The sequence below is a fragment of the Parasphingorhabdus sp. W113 genome (assembly GCF_055693205.1).
In genome coordinates, this window is record NZ_CM146328.1 from 1,714,251 (window position 1) to 1,732,667 (window position 18,417).

Below are 18,417 nucleotides of genomic sequence, written 5' to 3' on the forward strand. Positions count from 1 at the left end.
ATCTTCCTCGACTGCCCGATCCGGCGGATCGCGGATCGCAAGTCTGAAGACACCGATATACAAGGCCAGCAAAAAGGAACTAATGGCCTTTTACGAGCAGATGCTGCTCATCCGGCGGTTCGAGGAAAAGGCGGGGCAACTCTACGGTCTCGGCCTGATTGGCGGCTTCTGTCATCTCTATATTGGCCAGGAAGCGGTGGTCACCGGTCTGCAGTCAGCGATTGAGCCCGGCAAGGACAGCGTGATTACCGGCTATCGGGATCACGGCCATATGCTGGCCTGCGGCATTGACCCGAATATTGTGATGGCCGAACTGACCGGTCGCGCAACCGGGATTTCAAAAGGCAAGGGCGGGTCGATGCACATGTTCTCGGTCGACCATGGTTTCTATGGTGGGCACGGGATTGTCGGCGCGCAGGTGTCGCTCGGCACCGGCCTCGCATTCGGGCATAAATATAAGGATGATGGCGGCGTGTGTCTCGCCTATTTCGGCGATGGTGCCTCCAATCAGGGGCAGGTCTATGAAAGTTTCAATATGGCCGAGCTGTGGAAGCTGCCGGTGATTTTCGTGATTGAAAATAACCAATATGCAATGGGCACCAGCGTCAACCGGTCATCCTCGGAAGACCAGCTCTACCGGCGTGGCGAGAGCTTCCGGATTCCGGGCGTGCAAGTGGACGGCATGGATGTGCTCGCGGTGCGCGGCGCGGTCGAGGAAGCGCTCAAATATGTTCGCGCGGGCAAGGGGCCGGTGCTGATGGAACTCAAAACCTATCGCTATCGCGGCCATTCGATGTCCGATCCGGCCAAATATCGCAGTCGTGACGAAGTACAGGATGTGCGCGAAAAGTCCGATCCGATCGAACGGTTGAAAGCGATGCTGATCAAGCAGGGCATTGCGGAAGAAGAGTTGAAGGCGCTCGACAAGTCGGTGCGCAAGACCGTCGTGGAAGCGGCCGACTTTGCCGAGGAATCGCCGGAACCGGAGCTTTCCGAACTCTATACTGACGTGCTGGTGGAGCAATATTGATGGCGATCGAACTGAAAATGCCGGCATTGTCTCCGACGATGGAAGAAGGCACTCTGGCGAAATGGCTGGTCAAGGAAGGCGACGAGATCAGCTCTGGTGATATCCTGGCCGAAATTGAAACCGACAAGGCGACGATGGAATTTGAAGCCGTCGACGAAGGGGTGATTTCGAAAATATTGATTGCCGAAGGCACCGATGGCGTGGCCGTGGGCGCGGTGATCGCCGAAATGACCGGCGAAGATGACGATGAGGCTGAATCGAGCGCATCGGCCAAATCAGAACCCGCCCCCGCAGCAAAAACCGAGCCAGCAGAACTCGCGGAATCGCAATCGCAACCTGAAATCATGGAAGAAGCGCCACCCGCGCCGATCTCGCGGGCCGATGATCCAGCTGTTCCGGAAGGCACGGACATGAAAACGATCACGGTCCGCGAAGCCTTGCGCGATGCCATGGCCGAGGAAATGCGCAGCGATGATCGGGTCTTCGTCATGGGCGAAGAAGTGGCCGAATATCAGGGTGCTTATAAGGTCACACAGGGCCTGCTCGATGAATTTGGAGACCGGCGGGTGATTGATACGCCGATTACCGAGCATGGCTTTGCCGGTATCGGTGCTGGTGCCGCGATGGGCGGCCTGAAGCCGGTTGTCGAGTTCATGACCTTCAATTTCGCGATGCAGGCGATCGATCATATTATCAACTCCACCGCCAAGACCAATTATATGTCAGGCGGCCAGATGCGCTGTCCGATCGTGTTTCGCGGCCCTAACGGCGCCGCATCGCGGGTCGGCGCGCAGCACAGCCAGAATTATGCTCCCTGGTATGCCAGTGTACCTGGCCTGATCGTGCTCTCTCCTTATGATGCCGCCGACAGCAAGGGCCTGCTCAAGGCCGCTATTCGCTGTCCGGATCCGGTGGTCTTTCTTGAAAACGAGCTGCTCTACGGGCGGTCCTTCGAGATTCCCGATCTTGATGACTATGTCCTGCCGATCGGCAAGGCCCGGATTATGCGCGAAGGCGCGGATGTCACGATTGTCAGCTATTCGATCGGTGTCGGGCTGGCCCTGGAGGCGGCCGATGCACTGGCGGGTGAAGGCATTGATGCCGAGGTTATCGATCTGCGCTCGTTGCGGCCGCTCGATACCGAAACCGTGCTCACTAGTCTGGCAAAAACCAATCGTCTGGTGATCGCGGAAGAGGGCTGGCCGACCTGTTCGATTGCGAGCGAAATCACAACGCTGTGCATGGAACAGGGCTTCGACAATCTCGATGCGCCGGTTTTGCGAGTCACCAATGAAGATGTGCCGCTGCCTTATGCCGCTAATCTGGAAAAGGCGGCGTTAATCGACAGCGACCGGATTATCTCGGCGGTGAAAAAAGTCTGCTACCGTTGAACCGGACTAGCGACCGCCAATATCAAATCTTGGCGTAGCGATCACAGGTCCACAAATTGCTCGATGAAATATTGCTGGCATTGTTCAGCGCATGCAGGTCGCGTTCACGGGCCACAAACGCGCTTTCATAGCGGATCGTGATATTGCCGAAGAACCGGTCGGAAATCAGCGGTTTATAGTCGTAAACCACTTCGACAAAATTGATCGCCGTGCCGGTGGTGGCGGCAATTCTTTTGCCCGGAGGCCCCATGCCGGCGCTCAGGCTGCCATCGGTGCGGCCGTCATCCTCTGCGCCATAGGTGGACGGATGTGTATCGTTCATTCCATAGCATCGCTGCCAGCGGATCCATTGGCCTTCGTCGGTTCCGGTCAAGCCGTTATGTTCGACATTGGACAGGATCACCCGGGCATTGTCGGAAAAGTTGATGCTCTCACCGGTCAGGCTGACGCCAGTGAAAATCTCGCGAATATCCGCTTCGTCAATCGACGTCCGGACACGCGACGCGTTATCCGCTGCGAGCATGGCGATCTGACTGACCTGCATATGGGCGACCGCGAGATTGGCGGTTTCCATGCCGGTCAAACCGATGGTCAGCAAGATCGGTGCAGCGAATGCGAATTCGATCAAGGCAAGACCACTGGTGTCTTCCTGCAAGGTTCGCAGCTTCGTTAGCATTTGCGAGGGCTTTGAGCGATTTTCGATAATCTTCACGGTTCGCAAACCTCCACGTCTTCGACCCGGCTACCATAAGGCTGGTTGCGCACGGCCGTTGCGTTGTAACTGCTGATCGTATCCCGGCCGCCAAACAAGGTGGCCAGCGGAAAGACCCGCGGGATTCGATGGTGACTTCATAGCTCACAATATCGTCGGGACCACCGGTGCCGCTGACACCATAATCGGTATCGAAAACACCGTTATTATTGCCGTCGAGATAGCAATCACCGCTGTCGATATTGCCGTCGCTATTGGCGTCGTTGGTGATTTTTTCGGGCTTGCCGATATTGGTAAAGTCATAATAGCTGTTGACCTCGACGGTCACGGTTGCGCTGTCGAGGAGCAGCGGATCAAGGCCGTCCTTGACCGCAAGCTCAATCGCATCCGGGGTCATGCCACCAACCGAAGACTGGCGCGCGACGAGATGCATGCGCGACTTGGCGATGGTATCAAGATAGCCTTGATAGCCAACATCCATGATCCCGAGCAACAGCATCAACAAGGGACCAACGATCAAGCCAAATTCCATGAGGGTTGCGCCCTCCTGGTCCCGCTTGAGGTGTCGTATGTTCTGTATCTTACGCATCAGTCATCCAATCTCAGTCCGCCGATTTTCTGGGCGATATCGCCAAAGGCGTCGACCAGGGAGGCGTTGTCGGTTGCGGTTGAGGCATGGTCAGGGCTGCTCGCGCAGGCTTCCATTGTCGAGCTCACCGAAGTGGCGCCCAACTGGACAACCCAGATCGTCCAGCCTTTGGCCTTGGAAGCCGTACACATCAGCTTGAAGCGATGCTCCTGACGGTCTTCCAGTTCGTTTTCATCCTCCGTATTCGGGGCCACGCGGCTATCGAGATCCGCCAGGCCATAAGCGTCATAGTTCCACTTCCGGATATCCATATTACCGTCGGTCATGAAGACGATATGCCGTCCGATCGAGAAGCCATTGGCAGATACCGAGTTGTCGGCGGCAAACAGGCCCTCGGCAGACAAGAGACGCGCGCCCCAGATCATGCCAATCGCATGGTTGGTGAAGCCCTGGTCGGTGAAACCGTCAATATATTCGGCCAGCGATCCGGCGGTTGCGGTCCCATCCTCATTACGGCCGTAATCGGCATAGGTGCTCAACCGGCGCGAAGCGGGCGGACAGGCAGCCGCGTCACCGCCGAGCGATACGGCGTTTCCGTTGGCCGAGTCCGTCCGTTCATACATCACATCCCGCCAGAATGGGCCCCAACGCGAAGCGGCGTCGGTCGGCAGAACGTCAATCTGCAGATCGAGGGCTCCGGAAGGAATGGTGGTGGTCGATGTTGTGATCGACGAAACGGTCGTGCGTTCCTCGATACAGCCGTTCCAGCGTTCGAGGTCCACGGCATTGGTAGTCGGGTTTTGGGCCGCCGGATTGCCGGATTTGATCGACTGGACATAGTCGAACACATCATGCGTAAACTGACCATATTCCCAGCCGCTGAAGTTGAATGCACCTGGTTGCCACTCATTAACCGTCAGAAATTCCGGTTCGCCAACGCTGCCTGGCTTTGTGTAGCTCTCGATTTTGATGTCGAGTTTTCGTTCACAGTCGAACCAGAAGGCACTACCAACCGCAGTATCTGGCGGATTGGCTGTCGAGCCATTCCAACTGTGATAGCTGTAGGTGGTGGTTATAATTTTGGACTCTTCACCGCTCGTATCGAGGGTGACGACTGGATTGCCACTCGGATTTGCGTTCCAATATCCAGGGACGTTCTGATTGACACCAAATTGGTAGCGGCACTCAAAGCCATCCAAAAAGCCGAGAAACTCTTCATCGGTATCGTATGTTGTGCTGTTTGGTACGGCATCGGGATCGGTGCGCGGATCATAATCATCTTCCGTCGGAACATAGTCCGGATTAGGAATCTGCCAGGTGGCGCGCCGGGTCTGATAGGTCCACAGGTCCCCGTCGGTGCCGCCGGCAATCCAGGCCGGATTGGCGTCAAACAAGAGCTCGCCAACATTCACGGTGCTGGAATAAGGCACAAAGCCATAGCGGATCTGTTCGCCAGAAGCGCCGCCGCCAGGGCCGAGAATCCCATAAAAGGTTTCGACAGCATCCTTCAGCGCGTCCAGGCGGGTGCCGCCGTCGCTGACGGTGCTGCCCATCGAACCGGTGACATCGAGCACCATCATCACGTCGACATTGCCGACGTCGAGCCGGCTTGAGCAGCTCGCCTTGATGATGAGGTTCTGATAGCCAAAGATTTTCATCAGGGTTGTCTTGATCGTCGTCTGGGCGCGGCCGACCACCACGCGCGGATCCGAACCGTCGACAAAACTGACGGTGTTTGCGGATATGATGTTGCCGTCCGCATCGCGGATCGTTTCATCAAAGTCGGTCGATTCAAACGATCCTTCCGGAAAATTGAACTGGAAGAATTTCACCGCTTCGGCACGATCGGCTGCTGTCATCGTGTCCTGGGTCATGTTGCGTCGCCCGGCGAGAGCGCCGGCATCGCAAGCCTGTTGCAAACGCGCCTTGGCCATATAGGCCCGGCCGATATCGACGCCGCCGCCGATGAGACCCGCAATCGGGAACAACGCTGCTGCCGCCATCGCGAAGGTGTTACCCGTGATATCGGAACGGAGTCGTTGCAAAAAGGATTTCTGCAATTTTTTGTCGTTCTGTTCAATCATGTGCCCCAGGCCCCTGAAATTAGTGATGCGCCAAACGCGCAGTTAGAATGCAATTCAGGGTGTCATTTACGGGGAAAAGGGTAAGCGGCAGACCAACACAGATGGTTAAAGCCACGTTTACCTTGATTTCGCGCAGAAAACCGGCAACGCGTTTCGCATGAATGCCGTGCTCAACGACCTGGATCCCATGCGACGCCTGATTCTGGCCTATGCCAAGAGCGCTGATCGCGATCGTTATGCCGCTGTTTTTGCACTGGATCTGCGATTCGCCGACATCATCCGCTCAACGTCTGAAATGTTGATTGGACAGATGCGGTTAACATGGTGGCGCGACATTTTAACCAAGAAACCCGATATGCAGACCGGTGGGGAGCCGCTCGTCGCTGCCTTGCAGGCGCTTGATCCGGAGAAAACGGATACCGATCAATTGGTGCGTCTGATTGATGGCTGGGAATATATGCTCGACGACTTTCCGTGGGATGACCGACAGTTTGATCAATATGCCGAGCGGCGCGGAGAGGGGCTTTTCGCCTTCGCGCTGGGCCCGGGCGCGACACTGTCGGATCGCCAGCGCCGCTACGCCCGCGCCTGGGCCTTATGGGATTTTGCAAGGCATTGCTCCGACCCGGCGATGCGCGAGGCAGCCTTTGCCAAAGCCCGGGATCTGGCCGCAGATCCGGACAAGCGGCTGTTTGACAGATCCGGACGCCCGCTGTCTATTCTCTGTAAATTGATGCTTCATGATGTCAAAAAAGCGACGTTGACGGCTGATTTCTATCGCCCTGTTGTTGCGGGGCGGATAATCCTGCACGGCATGACGGGCTTTTGACCGGCATCGAATGAGCTAAGTCCGCCTGGCCCCACCGCAGGGATGGCGAGGACAAGCGGTATGAAGAAATTTCTGGCCGGAGCGGCGGGCATGATGTTGATGATCACCGCCGGATTCTTTTTCTGGATCGGCGCCAATGGGCAGGATCGATGGATCCCGGACGCACCGCCGCCGCCCGCGCAGCCGGATCCGACAGCGACCGAAACGGCGTTGCCGGAGGCGCGAGATGATGCGGTGCCGATTGGCTTTGCCCCGCCGGAACCGCCGCAGGCTTATCGGGCATCGCGCGAAGAACGGCGATTCAATCGCTATGACCGCAACCGCAATGAATCGATTTCACGGCTTGAGATGATGAGCAGCCGCACCAAAGCGTTCAAGAAGCTCGACAAGGATGGCAATAATCTGTTGAGTTTCGAGGAATGGGCGGCGGCGACCAGCGACCGTTTTCATGGCGCCGATAGTGATGGCGATGGCAGGCTGACGAGAAGTGAGTTTCGCACGACGCGGACCCCGCGATCGGCGCGCCGCTGCAAATGCTGAACCGTGACGGGCTCAGGCGGCCTGGATCGTCTCCGCCGGCAGTTGCTGCTGCCAGGCGGAAAAGTCGGCGCGTGCCCGGGCGGTATAGGCTTCCTTGCGGAATTTCTTTTTCACCCGTTCTGCCAGCGGCGGGAATAAACCAAAATTGACGTTCATTGGCTGATAATCGCGGGCATCGGCCCCGCCGGTAATATGGGACAGCAGGGCCCCCATCGCGCTGGTTTGTGGCGGATAGGGCAGGGCGATGCCGCGAATTTCTGCCGCCGCCATGCGGCCAACCATCAGACCGACGGCGGCGCTTTCGACATAGCCTTCGCAGCCGGTAATCTGGCCGGCAAAGCGAATATGCGGCGCTTTTTTCAGCCGCATTTCGGCATCGAGCAGTTTCGGCGCGTTGATAAAAGTGTTCCGGTGGAGCCCCCCATCCGGGCGAATTCCGCTTTTTCAAGGCCCGGAATGGTGCGCAGCAGATCCGCTTGCGCGCCATATTTCAGCTTGGTCTGAAAGCCGACCATGTTCCACAGGGTACCGAGCGCATTGTCCTGGCGCAGCTGGACCACGGCATAAGCGGACTCGCCGGTATGTGCATTGGTCAGTCCGACCGGCTTCATCGGTCCGAAACGCAGGGTTTCCGGACCGCGTGACGCCATGACTTCGATCGGCATGCAGCCTTCAAAATAGGGTGTGTCCTTTTCCCATTGCTTGAAGTCGGTCTTTTCGCCGTCGAGCAGGCCCTGAATGAAGGCTTCATATTGCGCGCGGTCCATCGGGCAGTTGATATAGTCCTTGCCGTCGCCCTCGGGGCCGACCTTGTCCCAGCGCGACTGCATCCAGGCAATGTCCATATTGACGCTGTCCTTGTGCACGATCGGTGCGATGGCGTCGAAAAAGGCCAGTGAGTCTTCCCCGGTGGCCGCGCCGATGCTTTCGGCCAGCGTCATGGCGGTGAGGGGACCGGTGGCGACAATGGTCAGACCGGATTCGGGCAACTGGTCGATCCGCTCCCGGACCACCGTGATATTGGGATGCTCTTCCAGAGCCTTGCTGACATTATCGGAGAAAATATCACGGTCGACAGCCAGCGCCGACCCTGCCGGCAAGCGGGCCTTGTCGCCTTCGCGCATGATGATCGATCCAAGATCGCGCATTTCGGCATGCAGCAATCCCACCGCATTGCGCTCGGCATCGTCGGACCGGAAACTGTTCGAACAGACCAGTTCGGCCAAGCCGTCGGTTTGATGGGCCGGCGTCATGTCGCCAGCCCCCGCATTTCCGAAAGCCGGACCGTGATCCCGGCCTCTGCAAGTTGCCATGCTGCTTCTGATCCGGCCAAACCGCCGCCGATGATGTGAATATCTGTCATGGCGCCTCTGTGTTGTGCAGCGACCGAAAAGTCAATCTGGCAGAGCGGTCCGGTGCATGTTAGACGGCCATTTCATTCAGATCAGGAAACCGCCTTGAAACGTGCCATAATCGAATCCCGTCCCTATCTCGTGCTCAGCCTGCTGTTCGGGATCAGCTATTTTTTCGTCAAGGACGGCAATATTCCGGGCATGTTCCTGATTTACTGGAAGGGCGCTGCGGTTGGTTTTCTGGCGGTCTATGCGCTCCGGCGATCGCATAATTTCGAAGGCAAGCTGATCGCCGCGGTCATGGCCTTCGGGGCGATTGGGGATATGGCGATCGAGATTGATCTGATTCTCGGCGCGGCGGCTTTTCTGATTGGCCATTGTATCGCAATCACCCTCTATTTGCGGCATCGCCGACCGCAAACGGCGTTCAGTCAGAAGCTGTTTGCGCTGCTGTTGGTGCCAATCACCGTGTTTATTGCCTGGTCGCTGCCCTTTGATCGCAGCGAAGCCCTTGGCCTCGCGGTTTACAGCCTGTTTCTCGGGTTGATGGTTGCTGCGGCCTGGACCAGCAGTTTTCCGCGCTATCGGGTCGGCATCGGCGCGCTGTTATTCCTGATATCCGATCTGATCATCTTCGCGCAGATGGGATTTCTGGAAAATTCACCGATTCCCGATCTGACCATCTGGCCGCTCTATTATGTCGGCCAGTTTCTGATCGCGACCGGTGTCGTCCGTACTTTGCGGGCGGAACTATCGGTCCCCAATCCCTGATCCCCTAGGGATTGCCCTCTTGATAGGCAGCAATGGTTGTCCGGTGCAGCAGCCGGTCATGGCCTTCATAACCGCCCGTGGCGCAATGGAGCACCGAACGGTTGTCCCACATGACCAGCATGTCGGCTTCCCATACGTGGCGATAGACAAAGGCGTCGCGGCTTTGCCAGGCATAAAGTTCCGTCAGCAGCGGTAGCGCCTCGGCCTGGTCCATGCCTTCGAAGCCGATAATATAGCCCATGCAGCTGAACAGCCCCGGTCTGCCGGTTTCCGGATGCTCCCGGATCATCGGATGCTGCTGGGTCTCCCGTGCGGATTCGTCCGGTCGGATGGCCATGCTGCGATCCGCATCCTTCTCACCATAGGCGCCATCGGGCGCATAAGCGAGCTGGGCGCTGTGAATGGCGATCTTGCCTTCGAGCTTTTCCCGCAACGCTGACGGCATGACGTCAAGCGCCATATGCTGATTGGCGAACAGCGTATCGCCGCCCACCGGCGGAATGGTCACCGCCCGCAGGCAGGTGCCCGCCGGCGGGTTTTCCTGAAAACTCCAGTCACTATGCCAGTTCTCGGCGAAAAGCGGCGATGTCTCGTCCGCCGTGCGCTTGATCGCGGCAATATGCTCGCGGCCCGCAATCGGGTCAAAAAATGGGTCGTGCCCAAAACCGCCAAAATAGCCGGTAAACCGCTCGAGATCATCGTCATCCATCACCTGGTTGGGAAAGGACAAGACGTGATGGTCCAGCCAGGCGGCCCGAATAGCCGCAACCTGGTCTTCATCGAGGGGCTCGGACAGATCGACGCCGGTCACCGCTGCGCCACAGGCCTGTCCCGATAGAGTAATCGTGATCGGCATAGGGCTGTTTCCTTTGTCTCAGGCTGCGATTGGCGCTGGCCTATTCTTCGCCGTCAGTATCGGACGGTTGTTCGCCGCTTTGCGCTGGGGCTTCGGAATCCGCCGGGGCGCTGCCCTCAAGCTCTTCGGCGACCAGCTCTTCGGCTTCGTTCTCCGGGTCTTCCTCTTCATCAATTTTCGCCGCGCCGACAACGGTTTCACCATCGGCGACATCGAACAATTTGACTCCCGAGCTGTTGCGGCCAATCACGCGCATATCGGCGACTTTCATCCGGATCAGCTTGGCCTGGTCGGTGACCAGCATGATCTGCTCCTCGTTTTTCGCCTCAAAGCTGGCGACAACCGTGCCATTGCGCTCGATATTGTCGATATTGAGTATGCCCTGGCCGCCGCGACCCGACTGCCGATATTCAAAGGCGCTCGAGCGCTTGCCATAACCATTGGCGCAGACTGTCAGGATGAAATCCTCGGTTTCGGCAAACTCTGCCAGCCGTTCGGCCGAGAGCTCGGAGGCGTTTTCATTGTCTTTCCAGGGTGCCGCTTTGAGATATTGGTCGCGTTCCTCGGTTGTCGCTTCGAACCCGCGTAGTACCGACAGCGAGATAACCTCGTCATCGCCTTTTAGCGCAATACCGCGGACACCGGTCGATGTGCGGCTCTGGAAGGACCGGACCGCATCGCCGGCAAAGCGGATGGCTTTGCCATTCTTGGTCGCCAGCAACACGTCGTCATCATCGGTCAGCAATTCGACGCCGATCAACCGGTCTTCGCTGCCTTCCTCGAATTTCATCGCGAATTTGCCGTTGGACGGCACATTGGTGAAGCTGTCCATGCTGTTGCGGCGGACGCTGCCCTTCGCGGTGGCAAACATGACGTGCAGATTGGCCCATTCCGCCTCGTCTTCCGGCAAGGGCAGGACGGTTGAAATGGCTTCTCCTTCGGCCAGTGGCAACAGGTTGACCATCGGCCGCCCCTTGGTCTGCGGACCGCCTTCGGGCAGTTTCCAGACTTTCAGCCGATAGACCTGGCCATGGGTGGAGAAAAACAGCACCGGTGTATGGGTCGATGTGACGAACAATTCGGTGATCGCGTCCTCATCCTTGGTCGCCATGCCGGCCCGGCCTTTGCCGCCGCGTCGCTGGGCGCGGAACGTGTCGAGCGGGGTCCGCTTGATATAGCCGCCATGGGTCACGGTAACGACCATTTCCGACCGTTCCATAAGGTCTTCGTCTTCCAGACCATCCCAGGCTGCGGTAATCTCGCTGACCCGCGGGGTCGCAAATTCGTCGCGGACATGAACGAGCTCTTCGCGCATCACCGCATAGAGCTTCACGCGATCCGCCAATATTGCGAGATATTCTTCAATAGCGGCCGCAAGTTCCTTGAGTTCGTCGCCAATTTCTTCTCTGCCAAGCGCCGTGAGCTTTTGCAGGCGGAGGTCCAAAATGGCTTTGACCTGCACCGCCGAGAGCTTGTAGATATCGCCCTCAATATCGGTTTCGGTCGCTTCGACAAGCTTGATATAGCCGGCAATCTCGGCAATCGGCCATTCCCGCGCCAGCAGGGATTCGCGGGCTTCCTGGGGGGTTGCCGATCCGCGAATGATGCGGACGACTTCGTCCATATTGGTAACCGCGACAACCAGGCCAAGCAAAATGTGCGCGCGTTCCCGCGCCTTGTTGAGTTCGAATTTGGTCCGGCGGGTAATGACGTCTTCGCGGAACTTGACGAAGGATTCGATAATATCGCGCAGGTTGAGCACTTCCGGGCGCCCGCCGCGAATGGCGAGCATATTGGCCGGAAAACTCGACTGGGCAGGGGTGAAGCGCCAAATCTGGTTGAGCACGACATCGGCTGTCGCATCCCGTTTGAGGTCGATCACGACGCGAACGCCGGCGCGGCTCGATTCGTCCCGGATATCGGAAACGCCTTCGATCCGCTTGTCCTTCGCCGCTTCGGCAATTTTCTCGACCAGTCCGGATTTGCCGATCTGAAACGGAATCGATGTCAACACGATCGACCGCTTGTCGCCACGCCCCTCCTCGATTTCGTGACGCGCCCGCATCATGATCGATCCGCGCCCTTCCTTATAGGCCGCCCGGGCCCCGGATTGTCCGAGAATGAGCGGCGCGGTCGGGAAGTCCGGTCCCGGGATGATATCGATCAGCTCGTCGACGGTGATTGCCGAATTGTCCATATAGGCAAGACAGCCGTCGATCACTTCGCCGAGATTATGCGGCGGAATATTGGTCGCCATGCCAACGGCGATGCCGCCCGCACCATTGACCAATAGATTCGGGAAACGCGCTGGCAGGACCGAAGGCTCCTTGCGGCTGCCATCATAATTGTCGATGAAATCGACGGTATCCTTGTCGAGATCGTTGAGCAGGCTGTTCGCGACCTTGTTGAGCCGCGCTTCGGTATAGCGCATCGACGCCGGCATATCGGGATCCATTGATCCGAAATTGCCTTGCCCGTCGATCAGCGGCACCCGCATCGACCAGTCCTGGGTCATCCGGGCCAGAGCCATGTAAATGGCGCTGTCCCCATGGGGGTGATAATTGCCCATCACATCGCCGACAATCTTGGCGCATTTGCGATACGGGCGTCCGGCAACAAAGCCGCCTTCCTGGGACGAGAATAAAATCCGTCTGTGGACCGGTTTCAGGCCATCCCGGACATCGGGCAACGCGCGGCTGACGATAACCGACATGGCATAATCCATGTAGCTGGATTTCATCTCGTCAACGATATCAATCGGTTCAATATCGGAAGGATCGGGTGCTGTGGTTTGTTCGTTCACAAACGGGCCTTTTTGAAGATTTTATGACAGCGATTCTTCTAGGCCAGATGGCCCGCAATAGCCAGCATTTCAGGACCGGAATCTGTTAAAAAGCGCCCAACAGAATCACGGTTGGATTTCTTCTCCGTCCCAGGCGAAAATCTTGCCGCTGTCCCCGGGTTTGAGTTCGTCGAGAACGTCCAGCAACTGGCCCGCCGCCCGTTCCGGATCAAACAGCTTCCCGGCGGGAACATTGGCCTGGAACGGGCTGCTCAGAGCCGTGTTGACTGTGCCTGGATGCAGCGCCACGATGATGGCGCGCTTGTTCTTGCGGCCCCATTCGATCGCGAGATTGCGGACCAGCATGTTGAGCGCCGCCTTGGCTGCGCGATAGCCGTACCAGCCGCCCAGCCGATTGTCCGAAACACTCCCGACTCGCGCCGATAAGGCGGCGAATCGCGTTATTCCGTCGCGCGGCATCAGCGGGAGAAAATGTTTGGCGACTAGGGCCGGGCCCACCGCATTGATCTGATAGTTTTCGAGCAACCAGTCGGAATCGAGATCGCGCATGGTTTTTTCCGGGCCGCGCTCCTCATCGTGCAGCAATCCAGTGGCGACAAAGATCAGGCCCGGTTTCAGATCCTGACTTTTCAGCCATTCCGCTGCCCTGATGATCGAGATCTTCGGATGCAATATCAATCGCAACCGGACTGTCCGCGTGGCGCGAGAGCCCGATGACCGGGGCGTAGGCGCCTTCCTCTTCCAGGAGGGTGGCTACGGCTTTGCCGATACCGCCCGACGCTCCGATGACCAGCGCTGCCGTCTTGGTCATGTGCGGATGAAGCAGAACGTATCTTCGTCGCTGCGGTCGGCGTCAAAGCGATAGCCATCGCTGTCAAATGCTTTCAAGGACTCGCCGTCCTGCAAGTGATTTTCGCAAATATAGCGGGCCATCATGCCCCGCGCGCGTTTGGCCTCGAAGCTGATGAACTTGGGGCCATCCGGGCCGTGCTTGCGGAAATCCACCGTGATGATCCGCGCCTCCAGCTTGCCGACATACGGCTTCACCGCCGCCCAATATTCATTGCTCGCCAGATTGACGACAACCCGTTGCCCGACGCTGTCGAGATCGCTGGCCAGCGCGGTTGCGATCTTGTCTTGCCAGAAATCGGTAAGCTTCTTGTAGCGCGGGGCCCATTTGGTTCCCATTTCCAGGCGATGGGGCCGGATCGGGTCAAGCGGGCGCAACAAGCCATAAAGGCCTGACAATATCCGGAGATGGGATTGCGCAAAGCGCAACCCGGCATCGCTCAGACTGTGTGCCTCGAAGCCGGTATAGACATCGCCGCTATAGGCAAAAATGGCTTCGCGCTCCGGCTGTTCGAAAAACTGGCCATAACGGCCATAGTTCAGATCAATCAGCGAGATCGGAAACCGGCATGATCGCCTTGAGTTTTTTCTTGGTCAGGTTGCCAATCGCCCCGGCAAGTCTTTTTGTATCATCCGGGAAACGATTCTCGGACCGGTTCAGCTTGGGCAGGTCGGTTTCGAAATCCAGCGATTTGGCGGGGGAAATAACAGCAATCACGGTGAATTTACATCCTTATACATATAGGTGAGAATTTCGGGGAGGATCTGCCGGCGCCGTTCAACAGCTATTCAGCGGATTTACCCTATAAAAGCTTATGAAGTTTGGTAATAAAGCCAAGACTGTTTATGGTGCAACCTTATTCGGGTCTACCGACATGGTTCGACACAAAGTTCTTAATCTGGAGGAATTTATGCGTTTTCTATCTCATTTTTCTATGGCTGTCGCATTGGCTGCGGTCTGCACAGTTGCTGTTACGGCGCTGCCGCAGGAAGCCCATGCGCAAAAGAAGAAAAAGAAAGACAAAGGCTCTGAGATCAAGATCAGCAAGGAAATCAGACCAAAAGTGGCTGCGATTCAAACCGCACTGGCCAGTGAAGATCCGGCGGCTGCAAAACCGCTGGTGGACGCCTTGCTCGCCGAACAGCTCGGTCCCGATGACAAATTTGTAGCCGGTCAGCTGGCGATTCAGCTGGGATCCAAGATCAAGGATACGTCCTATCAGGAAAAAGGCATCAACGCCGCACTCGACAGCGGCAAGACGGCCGCTGATCAACAGCCTTCCTTCCTCTTCTTTTCCGGCAACTTCGCCTATGGTGGCGGCCGCTATGCCGAAGCGCAGCAGCGTTTGGAGCAAGCTTATGCCGCCGGCTACCGCCAGAATAATATCGGTGCCCTGATCGCCGAAGCCTATTTCAAGGAAAACAAGTTCCAGCAGGGCCTGGCGGCGCTCGACAAGGCGCTGGAAGATCAGAAAAGCGCGGGTGGTCTGGCTCCGGAAGACTGGTATCGTCGGGGCGCGGGCGTTGCGATGAGCAGCAAGGTTCCGGGCGCACCGGGTGCATGGACCTACAAGCTGGTCGAAGCCTATCCGTCCGGTGAAAACTGGCGCGCGGCGCTTTCGGTCTATCGGGATTCGGCAACGCCGAAACTGTCAAACCAGGAAAATCTCGAGCTGATGCGCCTGATGCGCAAGGCTGATGCCATGGAAAGCGAGCGGGATTATTTCGAATATGCCGACGCAGCCGACCCCCGGCGTCTGCCCGGTGAAGTCGTCTCCTTGCTGGAAGAAGGTCTGGCCAAGGGCGATGTCAAATCGACCAGTTCCTACGTGAAAGAAACCCTCGCTGCCGCACGTGGCGCGGTGAGTGCGGATAAAGCCAGCCTGCCGGCTTCCGAGCGCGATGCGGGCCGGTCTGCCAATGGTAAAATTGCGCTGGCAACCGCTGATGCGATGCTGGGATATGCCGATTATGCCAAGGCGGCCGCGCTGTATCAGACCGCGATTGACAAAGGCAGTGTCGACATGGGCCGGGCGCAAGTCGGGCTGGGTATTGCGAAAGCCGGCATGAGCGATTGGGCTGGCGCGAAACAGGCATTTGCCGGGGTCAATGGCAGCCGCAAGACAATTGCCGACTTCTGGGCGCTGTGGATTGATCAGCAGACCGCAGCACCGGCACCAGCGCCTGCTCCAGCAGCAAGCTAAGCCAGCGGTCTCCATGGGCCACACCATTGAAAAAGGGCGCTGCGGCGCCCTTTTTTATGCGCTTTTGCGCGGATATGACCGATGCGGATCACCCTTCGCTGATCGGAACTCCGGGGAGATTCTTGGCCGAACGTATCGTCAGCGAGGTTTTGACACTGGCGACATTGGGGGCCGATGTCAGCTTGCTGGTCAGAAAGCTCTGGAACTGTTGCAGGTCTTTCGCCACCACTTTCAGCATGAAGTCGATTTCGCCATTGAGCATGTAGCATTCGCGTACTTCCGGCAGCTGTTCGACATGCTCTTCGAACGCCTGCAGATCCGACTCCGCCTGACTTTTCAGACTGACCATCGCGAAGACGGTGATCGTGAACCCCATTTTGGCCGGGTCGACTGCGGCATGATAGGCGGTGATGATGCCGCTATCTTCCAGCGCCCGCATACGCCGAAGGCAGGGCGGGGCGGTCAGACCGACACTTTGGGCCAGCTCGACATTGGTAATGCGGCCTTCATTCTGGAGGCGTTCGAGAATTTGAAGATCAATTTCGTCGAGATTTATATCAGGCATGTTTATGCAATTTCCGTTCGCGAATCATAACTGCCTTATAATATAATTAGTCCGCCAAGCAATGGTTGAGCGATTGTCCCACATTGTGACGCGGCATTATCAGGGGTTCCGGCCTATCCATAATGTGGTTATCACTTTCCTAATATTCGACCAATGACGAACCAGACCGGAATTCCCTTTTGCGCTATGATGATCGCCTGACCACAGTTTTAAAAGGGGCGTTGCCAAATGGCATCGCGGCGGCCTTGCAGTGGCGTCAGGTGGCGGATCTGATGGCGCAAAAACCCAGCAAGCTGATGCATGATGACGTTCAGTCCGGGCTCACGCGCCTACGGGACCTGCACGATCGCGTTGAGGAAGCCGATCGTCTGGATGCGGTAAAGACGCTGGAAGGGCGGCTGCGATCGGCCCCGTTGCTGGTCTATCTATGCGCGGATTCCGATCGGGTCTGCGAAGCCGCGGTCGTTTCTGCCGATCTGGCGGATGAAGAATGGCCCGATATTGTCCCGCAATTGCCCGAAACCGGTTTGGCTGCTTTGGCACTGCGTTCTGATCTGGGGCCGCTGGCGCGGGAAGCGCTTGCCAAGCAGGACGGAAAGGGTCGTCCTGCACCGACAATCGCCGCCGTTCCCGATCCGGTCGTCCCGGATGGCCCTGAAGCCAGTGACGCCGATGAAGAGCGTTCGCAAATCAGTTCACTGGTGGCGAAAATCGAAGATTATCAGCGCAACCGGACGGCAGACGCTGTGCCAGGCACCGTGCAGGATGGCGATCGCCAGACCTATTTCGTGGAAAATGTTAACGCGATCAATTTCGAAACCGATGACAGCGGCACCGTGATCTGGGCGGAAGGTCCGCCCAAGGGTGCGATTGTTGGGGTCACCATCGCCGAGCCGACTTTTGATGATGGACCGGGGCCGGATGCCTATGGGGCCGCCGCGTTCCGCCAACGGATGCCGCTGGAAAATGCGCGGATGCGGCTCTGCGGCGCTGCGATTGTCGCGGGCGACTGGCGGATGACCGCGATTCCCTATTTCGGAGAAGAAACCGGCCGTTTCCGTGGCTATCGCGGCGTGATGCGGCGTCCCAATGCAGCGGAAGATGCCGGCCATAACACGCTCGATGTCGAGCGCCGCGAGCAATTGCAGCAGCTGATTCACGAGCTGCGGACGCCGCTCAACGCGATTATCGGGTTCAGCGAAATTATCGATCAACAGCTATTCGGTCCGGTTTCCTCCGAATATCGCATGCTGTCGCGCAATATCACCGACGAGGCGCGCCGTCTGCTCGCCGGGTTCGAGGATCTGGATATCGCGGCGAAGATTGATTCCGGCCAAATTGAAGGCCTGTCGGGCGTGACCGAACCGGATTGGTTGCTCGAACGGCTGAGTCAGCGCCTGCACAGCCTTACGGAAAGCAAGGCGGTGGGCCTGCGCATCAGTAAAGCCGAACCGGTCCGCCTGTTTGCGCTCGATAGCGACACGGTCGAGCGAGATCTTTGCCCGATTGTTGTCGGCGACGATCATTGCGTGCGAGAATGAAGAAGATCTGGTGGCTGAGTTGCGCACCCGGATTGGCGCGCAGCCGGTCAATCATTTCAGCCTGTCCCGACCCGCCCGAATCAAGGGCATTTCGGAAGCGGCCTTGCTCGATCCGTCTCAGGGCGTCGATGGCGATGCCAATGACGCGCCCTTGCTGGGCCTCGGCTTCTCGCTCCGTCTGGTCCGCAATCTGGCCAAATCCGCCAATGGCCGGCTGACTATTGGCGAAGACAAGATAGGCTTGACCCTGCCAGCGGCCACGACTAGCGAACTGGGCGTAAGGGAAACCGAAAACGAATAG

At 57.8% G+C, this 18,417-nt stretch carries 18 protein-coding genes and 1 pseudogene; 8 read left to right on the forward strand and 11 right to left on the reverse strand.

Features of this window, described 5'->3' with window-relative positions; all coding sequences use genetic code 11:
- Nucleotides 1-34 precede the first annotated feature (34 nt).
- Together pdhA and ACZ1GS_RS08130 are read left to right on the forward strand one after the other, a co-directional pair.
- Nucleotides 35-1,030, forward strand: coding sequence for a pyruvate dehydrogenase (acetyl-transferring) E1 component subunit alpha (gene pdhA / locus ACZ1GS_RS08125; RefSeq protein WP_472698099.1), 996 nt, complete (start codon nucleotides 35-37; stop codon nucleotides 1,028-1,030).
- On the forward strand, nucleotides 1,030-2,421 hold the full coding sequence (locus ACZ1GS_RS08130) for a pyruvate dehydrogenase complex E1 component subunit beta (protein WP_472697957.1): 1,392 nt from the start codon (nucleotides 1,030-1,032) through the stop codon (nucleotides 2,419-2,421). Before pdhA ends, ACZ1GS_RS08130 begins: the two co-directional genes overlap by 1 nt.
- A gap of 22 nt (nucleotides 2,422-2,443) precedes the next feature.
- On the opposite strand, the gene ACZ1GS_RS08135 is transcribed toward ACZ1GS_RS08130, so the two are convergent.
- The 3 genes from ACZ1GS_RS08135 to ACZ1GS_RS08145 are packed head-to-tail and all read right to left on the reverse strand — an operon-like array spanning nucleotide 2,444 to nucleotide 5,806.
- Nucleotides 2,444-2,995 carry a pilus assembly protein gene (locus ACZ1GS_RS08135; protein WP_472697958.1) on the reverse strand — a complete coding sequence of 184 codons (552 nt, stop codon included), beginning with the start codon at nucleotides 2,993-2,995 and terminating at the stop codon, nucleotides 2,444-2,446.
- Nucleotides 2,928-3,722 (reverse strand): TadE/TadG family type IV pilus assembly protein, encoded by a 795-nt coding sequence (locus tag ACZ1GS_RS08140; protein WP_472697959.1) that lies wholly within the window; start codon nucleotides 3,720-3,722, stop codon nucleotides 2,928-2,930. The genes ACZ1GS_RS08135 and ACZ1GS_RS08140 overlap by 68 nt, the downstream gene beginning before the upstream one ends.
- The gene (locus tag ACZ1GS_RS08145; protein WP_472697960.1) at nucleotides 3,722-5,806 is read right to left on the reverse strand and encodes a TadE/TadG family type IV pilus assembly protein; all 2,085 of its coding nucleotides are present in this window, start codon (nucleotides 5,804-5,806) and stop codon (nucleotides 3,722-3,724) included. The genes ACZ1GS_RS08140 and ACZ1GS_RS08145 overlap by 1 nt, the downstream gene beginning before the upstream one ends.
- Before the next feature lie 187 nt (nucleotides 5,807-5,993).
- Between ACZ1GS_RS08145 and ACZ1GS_RS08150 the strand changes: the two genes are divergently transcribed.
- The gene (locus ACZ1GS_RS08150) at nucleotides 5,994-6,635 is read left to right on the forward strand and encodes a squalene/phytoene synthase family protein (RefSeq protein WP_472697961.1); all 642 of its coding nucleotides are present in this window, start codon (nucleotides 5,994-5,996) and stop codon (nucleotides 6,633-6,635) included.
- 60 nt (nucleotides 6,636-6,695) lie between these two features.
- A complete protein-coding gene (locus tag ACZ1GS_RS08155; RefSeq protein WP_472697962.1) occupies nucleotides 6,696-7,175 on the forward strand; it encodes an EF-hand domain-containing protein in 480 nt (159 codons plus the stop codon).
- Nucleotides 7,176-7,187: 12 nt separating this feature from the next.
- Here the strand turns inward: ACZ1GS_RS08155 and trmFO are convergent.
- Nucleotides 7,188-8,538: pseudogene (gene trmFO / locus ACZ1GS_RS08160) on the reverse strand (methylenetetrahydrofolate--tRNA-(uracil(54)-C(5))-methyltransferase (FADH(2)-oxidizing) TrmFO).
- 94 nt (nucleotides 8,539-8,632) lie between these two features.
- On the opposite strand from trmFO, the gene ACZ1GS_RS08165 reads away from it, so the two are divergent.
- Complete coding sequence (locus ACZ1GS_RS08165; protein WP_472697963.1) at nucleotides 8,633-9,298, forward strand: lysoplasmalogenase; 666 nt, start codon at nucleotides 8,633-8,635, stop codon at nucleotides 9,296-9,298.
- A 4-nt stretch (nucleotides 9,299-9,302) separates the two neighbouring features.
- Here ACZ1GS_RS08165 and ACZ1GS_RS08170 read toward each other — a convergent pair whose 3' ends face one another.
- The 6 genes from ACZ1GS_RS08170 to yaaA form a co-directional block, all read right to left on the reverse strand.
- Nucleotides 9,303-10,154 carry a TauD/TfdA dioxygenase family protein gene (locus tag ACZ1GS_RS08170; RefSeq protein WP_472697964.1) on the reverse strand — a complete coding sequence of 284 codons (852 nt, stop codon included), beginning with the start codon at nucleotides 10,152-10,154 and terminating at the stop codon, nucleotides 9,303-9,305.
- 40 nt (nucleotides 10,155-10,194) lie between these two features.
- Nucleotides 10,195-12,957, reverse strand: coding sequence for a DNA gyrase subunit A (gene gyrA / locus ACZ1GS_RS08175; protein WP_472697965.1), 2,763 nt, complete (start codon nucleotides 12,955-12,957; stop codon nucleotides 10,195-10,197).
- Nucleotides 12,958-13,062: 105 nt separating this feature from the next.
- Nucleotides 13,063-13,506, reverse strand: coding sequence for an SDR family oxidoreductase (locus ACZ1GS_RS08180; protein ID WP_472697966.1), 444 nt, complete (start codon nucleotides 13,504-13,506; stop codon nucleotides 13,063-13,065).
- A 22-nt stretch (nucleotides 13,507-13,528) separates the two neighbouring features.
- The gene (locus tag ACZ1GS_RS08185; RefSeq protein ID WP_472697967.1) at nucleotides 13,529-13,768 is read right to left on the reverse strand and encodes a hypothetical protein; all 240 of its coding nucleotides are present in this window, start codon (nucleotides 13,766-13,768) and stop codon (nucleotides 13,529-13,531) included.
- Complete coding sequence (locus ACZ1GS_RS08190) at nucleotides 13,765-14,364, reverse strand: YaaA family protein (protein WP_472698100.1); 600 nt, start codon at nucleotides 14,362-14,364, stop codon at nucleotides 13,765-13,767. The genes ACZ1GS_RS08185 and ACZ1GS_RS08190 overlap by 4 nt, the downstream gene beginning before the upstream one ends.
- On the reverse strand, nucleotides 14,351-14,524 hold the full coding sequence (yaaA, locus tag ACZ1GS_RS08195) for a peroxide stress protein YaaA (RefSeq protein ID WP_472697968.1): 174 nt from the start codon (nucleotides 14,522-14,524) through the stop codon (nucleotides 14,351-14,353). Before yaaA ends, ACZ1GS_RS08190 begins: the two co-directional genes overlap by 14 nt.
- Nucleotides 14,525-14,717: 193 nt before the next feature.
- Here yaaA and ACZ1GS_RS08200 point away from each other — a divergent pair, with 193 nt between their 5' ends.
- Complete coding sequence (locus ACZ1GS_RS08200) at nucleotides 14,718-16,010, forward strand: hypothetical protein (protein ID WP_472697969.1); 1,293 nt, start codon at nucleotides 14,718-14,720, stop codon at nucleotides 16,008-16,010.
- Between the two features lie 88 nt (nucleotides 16,011-16,098).
- Here ACZ1GS_RS08200 and ACZ1GS_RS08205 read toward each other — a convergent pair whose 3' ends face one another.
- Complete coding sequence (locus ACZ1GS_RS08205; RefSeq protein ID WP_472697970.1) at nucleotides 16,099-16,575, reverse strand: Lrp/AsnC family transcriptional regulator; 477 nt, start codon at nucleotides 16,573-16,575, stop codon at nucleotides 16,099-16,101.
- 179 nt (nucleotides 16,576-16,754) lie between these two features.
- On the opposite strand from ACZ1GS_RS08205, the gene ACZ1GS_RS08210 reads away from it, so the two are divergent.
- A complete protein-coding gene (locus ACZ1GS_RS08210; protein WP_472697971.1) occupies nucleotides 16,755-18,116 on the forward strand; it encodes a sensor histidine kinase in 1,362 nt (453 codons plus the stop codon).
- A 10-nt stretch (nucleotides 18,117-18,126) separates the two neighbouring features.
- Nucleotides 18,127-18,417 carry a hypothetical protein gene (locus ACZ1GS_RS08215; protein ID WP_472697972.1) on the forward strand — a complete coding sequence of 97 codons (291 nt, stop codon included), beginning with the start codon at nucleotides 18,127-18,129 and terminating at the stop codon, nucleotides 18,415-18,417.

What these genes read in the sequence shown, in the direction of transcription:
- ACZ1GS_RS08205 (WP_472697970.1), bottom strand. Translation starts at nt 16,575, where the DNA reads ATGCCTGATATAAATCTCGACGAAATTGATCTTCAAATTCTCGAACGC.
- ACZ1GS_RS08185 (WP_472697967.1), bottom strand. Translation starts at nt 13,768, where the DNA reads ATGACCAAGACGGCAGCGCTGGTCATCGGAGCGTCGGGCGGTATCGGC.
- ACZ1GS_RS08140 (WP_472697959.1), bottom strand. Translation starts at nt 3,722, where the DNA reads ATGCGTAAGATACAGAACATACGACACCTCAAGCGGGACCAGGAGGGC.
- ACZ1GS_RS08180 (WP_472697966.1), bottom strand. Translation starts at nt 13,506, where the DNA reads ATGCGCGATCTCGATTCCGACTGGTTGCTCGAAAACTATCAGATCAAT.
- ACZ1GS_RS08145 (WP_472697960.1), bottom strand. Translation starts at nt 5,806, where the DNA reads ATGATTGAACAGAACGACAAAAAATTGCAGAAATCCTTTTTGCAACGA.
- ACZ1GS_RS08170 (WP_472697964.1), bottom strand. Translation starts at nt 10,154, where the DNA reads ATGCCGATCACGATTACTCTATCGGGACAGGCCTGTGGCGCAGCGGTG.
- ACZ1GS_RS08130 (WP_472697957.1), top strand. Translation starts at nt 1,030, where the DNA reads ATGGCGATCGAACTGAAAATGCCGGCATTGTCTCCGACGATGGAAGAA.
- ACZ1GS_RS08150 (WP_472697961.1), top strand. Translation starts at nt 5,994, where the DNA reads ATGCGACGCCTGATTCTGGCCTATGCCAAGAGCGCTGATCGCGATCGT.
- ACZ1GS_RS08155 (WP_472697962.1), top strand. Translation starts at nt 6,696, where the DNA reads ATGAAGAAATTTCTGGCCGGAGCGGCGGGCATGATGTTGATGATCACC.
- ACZ1GS_RS08200 (WP_472697969.1), top strand. Translation starts at nt 14,718, where the DNA reads ATGCGTTTTCTATCTCATTTTTCTATGGCTGTCGCATTGGCTGCGGTC.
- ACZ1GS_RS08135 (WP_472697958.1), bottom strand. Translation starts at nt 2,995, where the DNA reads ATGGAAACCGCCAATCTCGCGGTCGCCCATATGCAGGTCAGTCAGATC.